This is a genomic window from Thiomonas sp. FB-Cd (assembly GCF_000733775.1).
Classification (GTDB): Bacteria; Pseudomonadota; Gammaproteobacteria; order Burkholderiales; family Burkholderiaceae_C; genus Thiomonas_A.
This window is the reverse complement of record NZ_JPOE01000002.1, coordinates 2,240,548-2,254,473: the sequence shown is the minus strand read 5'-3', so window position 1 is coordinate 2,254,473 and position 13,926 is coordinate 2,240,548. Positions and strand designations below refer to the sequence as shown.

11 protein-coding genes and 1 pseudogene are annotated in these 13,926 nt (G+C 62.5%); 3 read left to right on the top strand and 9 right to left on the bottom strand.

Going from position 1 to position 13,926, the window contains the following annotated elements:
- Positions 1 to 2: 2 nt before the first annotated feature.
- A complete protein-coding gene (locus CD04_RS0110945; protein WP_031406707.1) occupies positions 3 to 185 on the bottom strand; it encodes a hypothetical protein in 183 nt (60 codons plus the stop codon).
- A gap of 14 nt (positions 186 to 199) precedes the next feature.
- Here CD04_RS0110945 and CD04_RS21735 point away from each other — a divergent pair.
- Positions 200 to 604: pseudogene (locus tag CD04_RS21735) on the top strand (RNA-guided endonuclease InsQ/TnpB family protein); the annotation flags it as partial.
- Between the two features lie 261 nt (positions 605 to 865).
- Here the strand turns inward: CD04_RS21735 and CD04_RS0110935 are convergent.
- The 8 genes from CD04_RS0110935 to CD04_RS0110890 all read right to left on the bottom strand — a co-directional run bounded on the left by CD04_RS0110935 (position 866) and on the right by CD04_RS0110890 (position 11,117).
- A complete protein-coding gene (locus CD04_RS0110935) occupies positions 866 to 2,227 on the bottom strand; it encodes a chloride channel protein (protein WP_051849114.1) in 1,362 nt (453 codons plus the stop codon).
- Between the two features lie 50 nt (positions 2,228 to 2,277).
- On the bottom strand, positions 2,278 to 2,742 hold the full coding sequence (locus CD04_RS0110930) for an SCO family protein (RefSeq protein ID WP_231480540.1): 465 nt from the start codon (positions 2,740 to 2,742) through the stop codon (positions 2,278 to 2,280).
- Between the two features lie 232 nt (positions 2,743 to 2,974).
- On the bottom strand, positions 2,975 to 4,201 hold the full coding sequence (locus CD04_RS0110925; RefSeq protein WP_038167735.1) for an MFS transporter: 1,227 nt from the start codon (positions 4,199 to 4,201) through the stop codon (positions 2,975 to 2,977).
- Between the two features lie 247 nt (positions 4,202 to 4,448).
- A complete protein-coding gene (locus tag CD04_RS0110915; protein ID WP_031406698.1) occupies positions 4,449 to 6,935 on the bottom strand; it encodes a plasma-membrane proton-efflux P-type ATPase in 2,487 nt (828 codons plus the stop codon).
- Positions 6,936 to 7,516: 581 nt separating this feature from the next.
- Complete coding sequence (locus tag CD04_RS0110905; protein ID WP_031406693.1) at positions 7,517 to 8,278, bottom strand: ABC transporter permease; 762 nt, start codon at positions 8,276 to 8,278, stop codon at positions 7,517 to 7,519.
- Entirely contained in the window at positions 8,275 to 9,201 is a 927-nt protein-coding gene (locus tag CD04_RS0110900; protein WP_031406691.1) for an ABC transporter ATP-binding protein, read from the bottom strand. The genes CD04_RS0110905 and CD04_RS0110900 overlap by 4 nt, the downstream gene beginning before the upstream one ends.
- A 338-nt stretch (positions 9,202 to 9,539) precedes the next feature.
- Positions 9,540 to 10,448 (bottom strand): pirin family protein, encoded by a 909-nt coding sequence (locus CD04_RS0110895; protein ID WP_031406690.1) that lies wholly within the window; start codon positions 10,446 to 10,448, stop codon positions 9,540 to 9,542.
- A 69-nt stretch (positions 10,449 to 10,517) separates the two neighbouring features.
- A complete protein-coding gene (locus CD04_RS0110890) occupies positions 10,518 to 11,117 on the bottom strand; it encodes an FMN-dependent NADH-azoreductase (protein ID WP_031406688.1) in 600 nt (199 codons plus the stop codon).
- A gap of 105 nt (positions 11,118 to 11,222) precedes the next feature.
- On the opposite strand from CD04_RS0110890, the gene CD04_RS0110885 reads away from it, so the two are divergent.
- Together CD04_RS0110885 and CD04_RS0110880 are read left to right on the top strand one after the other, a co-directional pair.
- The gene (locus tag CD04_RS0110885; protein ID WP_031406685.1) at positions 11,223 to 12,167 is read left to right on the top strand and encodes a LysR family transcriptional regulator; all 945 of its coding nucleotides are present in this window, start codon (positions 11,223 to 11,225) and stop codon (positions 12,165 to 12,167) included.
- A 218-nt stretch (positions 12,168 to 12,385) separates the two neighbouring features.
- Positions 12,386 to 13,798 (top strand): SEL1-like repeat protein, encoded by a 1,413-nt coding sequence (locus CD04_RS0110880; RefSeq protein WP_197033081.1) that lies wholly within the window; start codon positions 12,386 to 12,388, stop codon positions 13,796 to 13,798.
- The last annotated feature ends 128 nt before the right edge of the window (positions 13,799 to 13,926 follow it).

The window sequence follows — 13,926 nt, the reverse complement described above, 5'->3', positions numbered from 1 at the left end:
TCCTAAGAAACGCCCTGCGCCGGTTGCAGCGCGAAGCCGAACTCCGCGGCGCGCCGATGCAACTGCTTGATGACGCGCTCCCTGTAGCGCTGCTCGTAGTGATCCGCGCCGGGATCGACATACCTCATGCCGAAGCGCATCGCGTTGTCGAACAAGACCGCGATCTTGCGCGCCGTGGCAGTCACTGCCTTGGCCTTGCATCGGGATCGACGCGGGGATCACCCGCTTTGCAACCCTCTCGGATGGCAAGTTCCTGGCACCGCTGAACAGTTTCAGGACGCACGCGGTGCGGCTTGCGCGGTACCAGCGGGCGATGAGCCGCAAGGTAAAGTTCAGCAAGAACTGGCACAAGGCCAAACGGAGGGTTCAAACCATGCACACCCGTATCGGCAATGTCCGGTGCGACTTCCTGCACAAGGCCACGACCACGATCAGCCAAAACCAAGCGATGGTGTGTATCGAGGACTTGCAGGTGAGGAACATGTCGCGCAGCGCTGCGGGCACGGCCGAGGCACCGGGCAGGCATGTCCGAGCTAAATCGGGTTTGAACAAGTTGATCCTGGACCAGGGCTGGGCCGAGTTCCGCCGCCAACTGGACTACAAGCCTCAGGCCAAGGTCGGGGTGGATGTCAAGAAGGTCGTCGCCTCGTGGAAGCATCTTTGCCGTCATTGGCCAACGTTGGCGCTTCGCGAGCGCGGCGACCCCGGCTTGTACTGGGTGACGCTGACTGGTGTGCGCCGAGGGGTGTGGGTCTCCAAAGAACGTGCTGAGAATCCTTGCGCATGTCAAGCAATGCGCCCGTTGCAAGCGTAGCGGAACGACCGATCGAGTCAGCCGTGCCACGCCGGGCGAGGGGGGTGGGGCTCAGGGGTGTGGAGGCGCGGGTGGCGTGGGAGGCGTGGGCGGTGTGGGGAGTTTGGGGAAGTAGTTTTTTTCGGCGAGCGCTTCGTACAGGGGCGGGGTGAAGAGGTTGGCGATGCGTGAGGCGAGGAGGGCGGTGGCCATCATGGGGATGACCATGCCGGTGCCGTTGGTCATTTCCATGACGATGACGAAGGCAGTGAGGGGGGACTGGGTGACGGCGGCGAGGTAGCCGGTCATGCACAGGGCGATGAGGGCGGGCATGGGCGCCCAGGCGAAGGCGGCATGGATCCACTGGGCGAGTCCGGCGCCGATGGACAGCGAGGGGGAGAACAGGCCGCCGGGGATGCCGGCCATGTAGCTGACGACCATGGCGGCCCATTTGGTGATGGCGTAGCCTTCGCTGAGGGGGGCGGCGCCGTCGAGCAGGTGCCGGGCCTGGTCATAGCCGCTGCCCCAGGTCTGGCCGCCGGTGCCCACGCCCAGGGCTGCGATGGCCAGACCGATGACCAGCGCATACAGCAAGGGCTTGTTCGCGCGCCATGCCTGCAGCGGGCGTGGCATCCAGATTTCCCATCGCAGCAGCGCCCAGTTGAAGGCGGCGCCCAGCAGGCCGCAGGCGATGGCGGTGAGCACGACCGGCAGCACGAACGCGAGGTGGAAGTTCTGCGGCACGTTGAGCTGGCCGAAGTACAGGTAGTTGCCGGCCAGCGCCAGCGAGGTCAGGCCGGAGAACACCACGGCGGTGATCATGGTGCCGTTGGTGCGGCTCTCGAAGTCGCGCGCCAGCTCCTCGATGGCGAAGATGATGCCGGCCAGCGGCGTGTTGAAGGCTGCCGATAGCCCGGCAGCGGCCCCTGCGAGCAGGAGCTGGCGCTCCAGGCGCGGGTTGCGATGGGGATAAAAGCGGCGCGTCTCGGCCATGATGGCCGCGCCGATGTGCACCGTGGGGCCCTCGCGGCCAATGGTCATGCCGCCCAGGAAGCCGAGCAGCGAGACGACGAGCTTGCCGGCGATGACGCGCAGGCCGAAGAGGCGGTGCATGAGGGTTTCGTCGGGCGGGGCGTGCAGGGCGGCGATGACCTGCGGGATGCCGCTGCCCTCGCTGCCGGAGAACCAGCGGCGGGTGAGGAACACGGCCAGCACGGTGAAGGCGGGCGTGATGAGGAAGGCCAGCCAGGGCCGCCCGGCGATCCAGCCCAGGAAGAGCTCGTAGGCGTCGTTGCTCCAGCGCGCATACAGCACCGCCACCAGCCCCACCAGCAGCGCGCCGCCCCACGGCAGCCCGAACTGCAGGAACAACCGCCGCGACCGCGTCTTGGCCAGACGCATCCACGCGCGCTTGCGCAATGCGCGCTGGGGCATCGTGGCTGCTGCGAGAGGTGGCTGCATGGGTGTGGGCCCGAACGACACGTTTAGCCGAGCCGGATGATCTGCTTCAGATCGTGGGCAATCTGGTCCGGTGGCGTCGCTTCCGTCCCGATGAGTTCGCCGTGCCCCTGTTCATCGAAGACATAGATCGCCGCGCTGTGAGTCACGGTGTAGTTGCCTGCCTCATCGGGTTTGCCATACGAATAGGCCACGTGGTAGCGGGTGGCAAGCGCCTTGATCTGTTGTGGCGACCCCGTGATGCCGCGCGCCTCGGGGCTGAAGGCGCTGGCATACGCGCGGAGAACAGGCCCCGTATCGCGGTGCGGATCAACGGTGACAAACAGGATGCGCACGTTCTTGGCCTTTGGGCCGAGCAGCTGGACCGCGCGCGCCATGTGGGCCATGGTCAGCGGGCACACATCCGGGCAATGGGTGTAGCCAAAATACACCAGGACGACTTTGCCAAGGTAATGGCTTGCGGAGACGCGCTGATGGTCTGCCGTTTGCATATTCGTGAATTGCAAAGGCGCCATCTGGGGGCCAACGTAATCCATATCCCAGTGCAGCGGGCGGTGGCTGCAGGCGCCAAGCGCCAAACCCGCTGCAAGCGCAGCAACCCCAACGATGTGATTTTTGATCCTGTCGATGACTTGGACTCCGGTGTGGCAATCGCACGGCGCGCACGACGCATCGGCGCCTCGTGCGCCCATCCTTTCCCCGGGCGACGGATTCAGTGGGGCGTCAATGCGCCCGCTTGGGCGGTGGCTGAATAAACAAAGCCACGACGAGCCAAACCAGTGACAGGGCGGCGCATGCCAGAAAAACGCCTTCAGCCGACCAGGATTTCGCAATCCATCCCCCCAATGCGCCGCCGGCAAACAGACCAAGTGACTGCGCGGTGTTATAGACGCCGAGCGCAAGCCCCTTGCGTGCTGGCGGCGCCGTGCGCGACACGAGCGAAGGAATGAGCGCCTCCATGACATTGAATGCCACGAAAAAGAAAAACAGCGAGGCAATGAGTGGAACAGGCTCGGTGTAGCCAAATGCGAATCCCAACATGGTCAGCACCATGAGAGCCACCGCACCAATGAACACCGGGCGCATGTGGCCACGGCTTTCTGCCCAAATGATGCCCGGCACGGCAACGATGAACGAGCCAAGTGTCACCGGCAGGTACACCATCCAATGGTGTTGCACCGCAATGCCAGCGCGATGCACCAAGGCGAGCGGCACGACCACGAACATGGCGACCTGGGTGAAATTGACCACGAAAATGCTGAAATGCAGGCGAAGCAAAGCGGGCGTCAACACCGAGTCGCGTGGCGCCGAGCTGCCAAGCTCTTCGGCACGCGCGGTCATTGGGGCGTCGGGGACTACCCACTTGATCACGGCGATGGCAATCAGCGCTAAAACACCGGTGAGGACAAACATGCCCGGTACGCCAATGACGTGATAAAGCAGCGGACCCGCGACCAACGAAACGATAAAGCTCATGCCGATGGTCATACCGACCATGGCCATCGCCTTGGTGCGGTTCTCGTCTCGGGTGGAGTCCGCGATCATCGCCGAAATCGCCGCAGAAATGGCCCCAGCACCTTGGACCGCTCGGCCGACGATGATGCCATCGAGTGTGTGCGATGCCCCGGCCATGAAGGAGCCAAGCGCGAAGATCACCATCCCGAACATCATGACCGGCTTGCGTCCGAACCGATCGCTCGCAATACCGAAGGGAATTTGCAATACCGCCTGGGTCAGGCCGTAAATGCCCAGCGCAAGACCCACGAGAAGGTGATCATCCCCGCCAGGAAGGGTTCTCGCATAAATGGCAAAAACCGGAAGGATGAGAAACAGACCAAGCATGCGCAGCCCGTAGATGGACGCCAGCGTCATGCTGGAACGGCGCTCCTGCGCGGTCATTGGGGTTGGAGGTGTTTTCTTGAGCGATTCGGACGCGAGTGTGGTGGACATCAGGGGGTCGGTGCGGCTGATTACGGGCAAAGGCACACGGCGGCATGCCAATCGGAATTGGACAGGGTCAGCGGACTATTGTTCATCTTTTACCCGTAACTTATTGCAAGAATGTGCGGCCATTGGTCAACGCCGATGTCCAAATGAACGTTGTCTTTCGACGTTGATGCAAGACTCGCGCGCCGTGTTTGACTGGCTTGCGATCGGTGTTTTGGGTGCGCCCCTGCTGGGTCGCTTCACGCGAGTTTCATAGGGTTCGGCGTTTGAGAAAGCTGAGGAACTTGCGGTGGCGCGGCACGCTGTGCTCGAAATGCCTGTAGACCATTCGCTTCGTCCAGTCCGTCAGCACAGACCATGCGATGGAGTAGCCCCAGATCAGCGCGATCTCGGGCCAGGAAATCGGCGCAATCAAGCCAAACCCCCAGGCGCACAACAGCGTGGCGGCGAGTTTGGTCAGCACTGCGGACCAGATCATGATGGGAGCTGGGTAGGGCTTGCGCCAATAGGCCTGCCGCGTTCGCGAGACAAACAGCGTGAGGTGCCCGGCCACGGCCATCTTGAGAAAGATGTAGGTTTGCACCTTGGGGATGGGCAGGTGCAACCAGTCCAGTGCCAGGTACAGCATCAAGAAGCTGCCCGCCGTACCGGTCAGGCCCATCACTGTGGACACGGTCAGCACTTGGCGCATGTCCCATCGCACGGGTTGCGGATCGACTGCGGTGCGGTCATAGGCAATGGTCATGATCGGCACGTCATTGAAGAAGGCCAGAAGAATGATCATCACTGCGGTGATCGGGTAGAAGTTGTAGGCCAGCATCGCAAGCACCACGAACACCATGATGCGAATGGTCTCCGTGATGCGGTAGATCGCATAGCTGTTCATGCGCTCGAAAATGCGCCGCGCCTCCTCGACCGCCTTGACAATGGTTGACAGGCCCGGTGCTGTGAGGATGAGTGCCGCCGCAGCACGGGCCGCATCGGTCGCGCCGGATACGGCAATCCCCACGTCGGCCTGCTTGAGCGCTGGCGCGTCGTTGACTCCATCGCCAGTCATCGCCACACGATGCCCCGCATCCTGCAGCGCTTTGACAATGCCATATTTGTGCTCGGGAAAAACTTGTGCAAAGCCGTCTGCGGCGACAACCTGATCGGCGAGGCCGATCCCCGGTGGATTCTGCGCACCAAACACCGCGTCGGCGGCCACGATGTTGCGCCCGATGCCGAGTTGTCCTGCAATCTCGCGCGCGATCGCCACGTTGTCGCCTGTCACCATCTTGACCATGAGGCCATGCTGCTTTGCGTCGGTAATGGTTTGCGCCGAGTCGGTGCGGGGCGGGTCGAACAGTGCCAGGATGCCGTCAAGCTGCCAGGGGCCGTCTGCAACGCGGGTTGCCACGCCGAGGGTTCGAAAGCCCTTGCTTGCCTGTGCGTCGATCCACGTCTGAGCCCGGGTTCGCGCCTCGGCATCGGCCTGGACCAGATTCAGCATCACTTGTGGTGCACCCTTGCTCGCCGTGATGCGTTGGCCCTGCGCGTCCACCCATGTTCCCTCGCTACGCTTGCCCACCGGATCGAAGGGCTTGAAGTGCTGCGCGACATATCCGTCCGGCAAGTTTTTGATTGCCAGCGCTGCGTAAATGGCGCTATCAATCGCATCGCCGTTGTCGCTCTGGCTGGCAAGCGCAGCGTGCAGGTTGAGCGTCGCGGCACTGCCTGCCGTCATCAGAATTGGGTCGCCCAGCGTGAGCCTGTTCTGCGTCAGCGTGCCGGTCTTGTCCGTGCAAAGAACGTCCACGGCCGCCATTTCCTCAATGGATTCCAGGCGCGATACGATGGCTTTTTCCTTCGACAGCGCGAGGGCTCCCAATGCCATGGTGACCGAGAGGACAGCAGGCATGGCCACCGGAATTGAGGCTACCGTGAGGATCAGCGCGAATTGCAGCAGGTCCAGCCAAGGAAGGCCGCGCGCAAGTTCGACCAGCACCAACATGGCAACCAAGCCCAGACTGACGTAGATCAGATAGTCGCCGATGCTGAGCACAGCTTTCTGGAAATGTGAGACGGAGCCGGCCTTCTGCACCAGTGCGGCAGTTTTCCCCAGATATGTACGCGCGCCGGTGGCAAAGACCAAGCCGACCATCTCGCCTTGCTTGGCAATCGAACCCGAGTACACAACGTCGCCAGCCTTGCGATCGACTGGCAACGATTCGCCGGTCAGCGCAGATTGATCGACGCTCAGAAAGTCCCCCTGCAGGAGCTTGAGGTCTGCCGGCAGGATGTCGCCCAGACGCACGCGCACCAGGTCGCCCACGACGAGTTGGGCTGCATCGATCTCGACCCACTGGCCATCACGGCGCACCCGGCACTTGAGGGCCAGTTGCTTTTTCAGTGCGTCCAGCGCGCTCGAAGCCTTGTATTCCTGCCAAAACCCCACCCCTGCATTGAACAAAAGCAGAAGCACAATGATGGCGAAATCTGTCCAATGGCGCACGAGTGCCGACAGCAGCGCAGCCATTTCGATCATCCAGGGAATGGGTCCCCAAAAATAGTGCAGCAGCTTTCTGAGCAGACTCTCCTTGGCCTCGGGCAGGCTGTTGGCGCCGAAACGGATCAGGCGCTGCTGCGCCTCGGCCTGGCTCAGTCCATCGAGACTGCTGCCGAGCTGTTGAAGGATGGCCTCTGAAGTCAAATCCACCGCGCCTTTGGCATCAAGCACATCGGTTTGCAGGTCCATCGTGGGCTCCTAGATTCGTGAAGTGATCCGTGCGTGCATGTTGGACCGCAATGGCATTGCGTCGCATTTCACTGCCATGGTCGAAAACAGAGCTTCGGCGGGGATGGCGATCCGGGTTCGCACGACCCAGGTCGGACCGATCGGCCCCCTCCACAGTTCGCGCCGAGAAGCCCCGCCGATGGATCGATTGGCTCATCCTAATCGGCGATGGGATTCTTGAGCATATAGCCAAGCCTTGTGGTCTGGAATGTGACTGCCGCGCATCACGATCAACGAAGCGCGCGTCAGCGTGGCAGATCGAAGCGCCAAGCCGCGACCCACTTGAGTCCTCATTCTCGATGGCTGGCTCCTGGGCACGCTCGAGCAGAGTGTGGAATGCGCGCGAGGATCCGTGCCGGGGCCAACGATGCTCGCCAAGCGATGTCGGTGCAGGAGGCGTGCCGTGTTGAAGGTCGCGCAATCATGCGCCGCTTGGGGCATGACATCGACGGCTGCCGGATCGGGGCCGCATGGCAGCGGTCGACGCAAAGCGCGGAGCCGTGCTCGCTGAGCGCCCGTCCAAATCAGCGTTTGAGGGCGGATTAGGCCTTGAGCCGGTATCCTGTCTTGAAGATCCATGCGACGACAGCTAGCGAGATTGCCAGGAAGGCCGCCGTCATCCCAAGACTGATGCCCACGTTGACGTCCGCGATCCCGTAAAAGCTCCAGCGAAATCCGCTGATCAGGTACACCACGGGATCAAACAACGCCACCGTGCGCCACAGGGGAGGCAGCATGTCGATCGAGTAGAAGCTCCCGCCGAGGAACGTCAACGGGGTCACGATCAGAAGCGGCACGACCTGCAGCTTTTCAAACCCGTCTGCCCATATGCCGATGATGAAACCCACAAGGCTGAACGTGACCGCTGTCAAGACGAGGAAGGTGAGCATCCATAGCGGGTGCTCGACGCGCAATGGAACGAAGAGGCCCGCCGTTGCAAGGATGATGAGTCCAAGGGCAATGGACTTCGACGCGGCAGCGCCAACGTAACTCAGGACGATCTCGACATAGGACACGGGCGCCGACAGGAGTTCATAGATCGTGCCGCTGAACTTGGGAAAATAGATGCCGAAGGACGCATTCGAGATGCTCTGCGTCAGCAGGGACAGCATGACGAGCCCCGGCACGATAAACGCGCCGTAGCTGATCGAGCCGACGGTCGGGATCCGTGAGCCGAGTGCTGCTCCGAAGACGACGAAATAGAGCGATGTTGAAATCACGGGGGAAAGGATGCTTTGCATCATGGTTCGCCTGGCGCGCGCCATCTCGAACGCGTAGATCGTACGAACTGCATGGAGGTTCATTGAGGTTCTCTCACCAAGCCCACAAAGATATCTTCAAGGGAAGACTGCGTTGTGTGCAAATCCTTGAACTGGATTCCCGCATCGCTCAGAGCTTTCAAGAGCACCCCAATGCCGACGCTCTCGTCCTGGGCGTCATACGTGTATGTCAACTCAAGCCCATCCTTCGACAGCTCCAGGGGATAGATCGAGAGTGCGGCAGGTAGGTTCGGCAAAGGCTGTTGCAGCTGCAGCTCGAGTTGCTTCTTGCCGAGTTCGTGCATCAGGTCTTTCTTGTTCTTCACGAGGATCAGCTCCCCCTTGCTCATGACGCCGATGCGATCGGCCATCTCTTCGGCCTCCTCGATGTAGTGGGTCGTCAGGATCACGGTCACTCCTGTGTCGCGCAGTTCACGCACCAGCTGCCACATGTCGCGTCGGAGCTCGACATCGACACCGGCCGTCGGCTCGTCCAGGAACAGGATTTTCGGCTCGTGGGCGAGCGCCTTGGCGATGAGTACGCGGCGCTTCATGCCCCCTGAAAGAGTCATGATCCTGTTGTCCTTCTTGTCCCATAAAGAGAGGGATTTCAGGACCGTCTCGACATATCGGGGATTGCGGGGCTTGCCGAATAAGCCGCGGCTGAAGGAGACCGTCGCCCATACCGTCTCGAAGGCATCCGTCGTCAGTTCTTGCGGAACCAGTCCGATCAGGGACCGAGCTGCGCGGTACTCACGCAGGATGTCGTGGCCGTCGACGGTCACCGAACCCGCACTCGGATTGACGATGCCGCAGATGATGCTGATCAGGGTCGTCTTGCCTGCGCCATTGGGCCCGAGCAACGCGAAGATCTCGCCGCTGCGAATGGTCAGATTGATGCCCTTCAAGGCATGAAAGCCGGAGGCATACGTCTTGGAGAGATTTGAAACCTTGAGGATTTCGTGCATGGGTCTGAGGATAGCGTGGCTGGGTATGCGCCGTATTGCGGCATCGTCATGGGGAACGCTTTTGCTGCGGGTTGCCGCTGGTTGCCAGCATGCGCCGCATGGATCGATGGCGCGGCGCGCGCAATCCACGGCCTCAGCGACCCATGCGGTGTGCATTGCGTCGACGAACGTCCGCGACGAGCCTCGGGCGTATGCATCCACCGGATGCCGCATGACGAAGGCGGGAAGCATGTGACGGTGTGCCGCGCCCGTGCATCGCTCGCGGATGATGGTCAGCCGCAACGCGCTTTGACGTCCCGCGCAGGGGCGCGCGCCTGAACCAAACCTCCGTTTTCGTTCTATTTGATCGATTTATCGCCAGGCGCAGGGCTGGCGGCCTCCCCCAGGCGTCCGTCGCGGAAGTCGCTGAGTGCCTGATAGATTTCTTGATTGGTGTTCATGACGAACGGGCCGTATTGGGCAATCGGTTCGTTCAGCGGGTGGCCCGCAATGAGCAGGGCTCTGGCAGAACCTGGAGCCTCAATCACCACGCCGTCGGCGGATGTGTCGTTGGCGAGCAAAGCCATGCGCTGCGCGGGGACGGCCTGGCCCCCGATCCGGATTTCGCCGCGGTACACGTAGACAAAGGCGTTGTGCGTGGGTGGCACGATTTGCGCGAACTGCGATCCGGCCGGCAGGTGCAAGTCGAGGTACAGCGGCGCGGTGGCTTCGCGCGTGACGGCGCCGGTGACCTCGCCGCTTGTACCGGCGATCACGGTGACCGCGACACCTTGCGCCGACACGAATTTGGGCAATTCATCCGCCTTGAAATCACGATACCAGGGAGCGCGCATTTTGTCGCGCGCCGGCAGGTTCAGCCAAAGCTGGAACCCTTCCATCACGCCGTCTTCCTGCTGTGGGATCTCGGAGTGGATGACGCCACGACCGGCGGTCATCCATTGCACTCCGCCATTTTCCAGCAGCCCTTCGTGGCCGGCGCTGTCGCGGTGCAGCATGCGACCGGCAATCATGTAGGTCACGGTTTCAAAGCCGCGATGGGGGTGGTCGGGGAAGCCGGCAATGTAGTCCTCAGGATTGTCGCTTCCGAAGGCGTCCAGCATCAGGAACGGATCGAGCCGGCGCTGGAGGGATTGGGTGAGCACGCGGGTGAGCTTGACGCCCGCGCCGTCGGAGGTGGCCTGGCCCGCGATCAGGCGCTCCACGCGGCGCGGTTGGTGCACGGCTTGGCGGTCAGACGGTGTGTGCATGGTGCGGAGCTTTCGGGTTCGGGTGTACAGGATGCGGGGCAACCCGCACGCCGGCTTTCAAGGCGGCAATCAGGCTACGGCGGCTTTCATGTCGGCCTGGGCTTCGGCAAGACCTCTTTCAAGCGCTTCCGGGCCCATGGCCAAACCTTCGGCATAGATGAAGCGCACGTCGGTCATGCCCAGGAAACCCAGCACGGTTTTCAGGTAGGGGACTTGGGAGTCGTTCGGCGTGTTGCGGTAGCGGCCGCCGCGTGCCAAGGCCACATACACCGTCTTGCCTGCCAAAAGGCCTTCGGGTCCTTGCTCTGAATACCGGAACGTCACGCCTGCCCTCGCAATGGCGTCAATCCAGTTCTTGAGCTGAACCGGAATGCCAAAGTTGTACATGGGTACGCCAAGCACGATCGTGTCGTGTTGCTGGATCTCGGCGATCAGCGCGTCGTCCAGAGCCACACGCTCGGCTTGTTCCGGGCTGCGCTGCTCGGCCGGGGTGAACAGTGCGCCTAGGGCGCGTTCGTCCAATAGGGGGTGGGGCGTGATGGCCAGGTCGCGGATGGTCACCCGCGCCACGGGGTTGCGTGCTTGCAGGTGAGCCACGATGGTGTTGGCTACGCGCGTGGAATTGGAGCCTTCGCGGCGGGCACTGGCATTGACTTGCAGAATGTTCATGCGGATACCTTGGTCTGTTTTCATGAGGGATTGCGGAGAGGCATCCACTTTATTCGTCTCTTTAGGGACATGAAAGCCATGAAAACGGTTAATATTGTTCCGCCTATGGAACAATCATTCCGTCATGTCGACCCGAACGACCTGCTCATCTTTGCGATCGTGGCTGAACTTGGCAGCTTCAGCCGCGCTGCCGATCGGCTCGGCATGCCCAAGTCCACGGTGTCGCGTCGGTTGGCGGGCCTGGAGGCGCGCTTGGGCGAGCGCCTTCTGTTGCGAACGACGCGCCGCCAGGCCTTGACCGAATTGGGCGGGCAGCTGCTCGAGCATGCGCGCCAGGTCGCGGCCGAGGTGGATGCGGTGACCGCGCTGAGCGAGCATCGCCAGGCGATACCCACGGGCCGGCTGCGTGTATCCATGCCAAGTGACTTCGCCAACTTGCTGTTGGCCGACACGCTGGCCGCGTTCGTCGCACTGCATCCAGCCATTGCCCTCGAGCTGGATTTGTCTCCCCGTCGCGTGGACTTGTTGAGTGAGGGTTTTGATGTCGTTGTGCGCATGGGCGCGTTGCCCGACGACAGCTTGCTGGCCGCTCGCAGGCTGGCCGCATTTCCCAGCGGACTTTATGCCGCACCTGCCTACTTGGCCGCACATGGCGAGCCTCAAAGTCCCGACGACCTCGAGCGGCATGAGTCCGTGCGGCTGTTGAGCAGTGGCGGGGAGCCGGCGACGTGGACGCTGTTGAGGGGTAAGCATCGGTGGACGGGTGTCCCCAGAGGCCGTGCCAGTGCGAACTCGCCCGAGCTGCTGATTCGACTTGCCCGTGCCGGCGCGGGAATCGTGGGCGTGTCGGATTACTTCGCGCTGCCCGATGTGCAGCGCGGTGCATTGCAGCGCGTGCTTCCGGATTGGTGTCTTCCGTCACCCACCGCTTGGGCCGTGTTTCCGGGCCGCAAACTGATGCCGGCCAAAACCCGCGCGTTCATCGATATGCTTGGGCTTGTACTGGGCAAAGCGGAGTTTGGCGTGTCGCATGAATTGCCCCACGCTTGAAGCCAACGCCAGTGATGGCTATCAGCCTCGTTGATCGAGGCTTCCATGGCTGTTGTCGATCCAGCTGCAATGGCGTGTGGCGTCCCAATGCGATGCTCTGTTCCTGGGCTTGGCTAGCCTGGCACGCATGGGCACAAAAGGGCTGGCGTGGAGGACCGGATCGGGGTGAGAATGCAGGCATCTTGCGCCCGCGTCGGCGCGTTCAATTCCATTTCATCATGCCCCCCAATTTCCGGCCTCGACGCACCCTGCTGGGTGCTTGTGTGTTTGCGCTGACGGTCTGTGCAACGACCAGTTCGGCGCAGGCGGTCCTGAAGGCCCGCGATCTTGCGGCGCAGGCCATGCGGGGCAACGCCGCCAGTCTTGACAAACTGCAGGCGGCAGCCGGTGATGGAGACGCAGGGGCCGAGTTCTGGCTCGGCACGTATTTCGATTCCGGGCATCACTTCAAGCAGGCAGCGGCGTGGTACCGGCGCGCGGCCGATCAGGGCTTCGCCCAAGGTCAGTACGCCCTGGGCGTGCTCTACGCCGGTGGACAGGGCGTGGCGCGTGACGACGCGCAAGCCGCAGGCTGGTTTGCCAAGGCCGCGATGCAGGGCAATGTGCTGGCCCAGACGAATCTCGGTCTGCTCTACGAGCGCGGCGTGGGCTTGCCCCAGGATGACGCGAAGGCGGTATTCTGGTTGTCAAAAGCGGCGCTACAGGGCAACGCTCTGGCTCAGACACGCTTGGGGCTTTTGTACCGTCGTGGCCGCGGAGTTGAACGCGACGACGCCAAGGCCACAGCGTGGATTACGAAAGCAGCAGAGCAAGGGCAGAGCCAAGCGCAACAGATCCTCGGGGCCATGTATGTCGGTGGACAGGGGCTGCCGCAAGATCCGGCACAGGGAGCGCTGTGGCTGCGACGGGCAGCCGAACAGGGGGATGCACGGGCACAGGATCAGCTCGGGCTTCTGTACAAAAAAGGCCTGGGCGTCGAACGCAGCAACGAGCACGCGGCGACCTGGTTTGCCGAGGCTGCGGCCCAGGGTATGCCGGATGCCCAGGACAACCTGGGCTGGCTGTATGCAAACGGATTCGGCGTGCCCCAAAGCTATGCGCAGGCTGCTGCCTGGTACCGCAAGGCCGCTGACCAGGGCGTCGTCGATGCCGAGTTCAGTCTCGGCTGGTTGCTGGAAAAGGGCTATGGCGTGCCGCAGGACGATGCACAGGCCGCCACGTGGTATCGCAAGGCTGCCGAGCACGGTGAGATCCATGCCCAAAACAACCTCGGCCTTCTTTACGAGCACGGGCGCGGGGTGAGCCGGGACGACTTGCAGGCGGCCGACTGGTTCCGCAGATCGGCCCTGCAGGGGGAAGCCAGTGCCCAGTACAACCTGGGCGCGCTGTATGAGCGTGGAGTGGGGGTGCCACAGTCACCGGTCATCGCTTATGCACTGTACAGCGTCTCGGCCCATGGCGATCCGTCAACCAACAACCATGCGGTGCAGGCCCTTCAGAAACTGCGCCCGGAGCTGTCCGACACCCAATTGCAGGCAGCAGCCCAACTGGCCGGGCAGGCCGAAAAGCCGGCAAACCTCGGTCCGGCACTGGACGCCTACGCGAAGGCTTCGGGCACGAAGCTCAAATAAGTTGCGCATGCGCGCGTGGGGGCAGCCCCTGTCGCGCTACAGGCGAAGATCGACCCGTAAGCAACAACACGCAGCCTCCTTCGAGGCTGCGTGTTGCGGTGGAAGAGACAAGAAGACGTGCGGGGCAG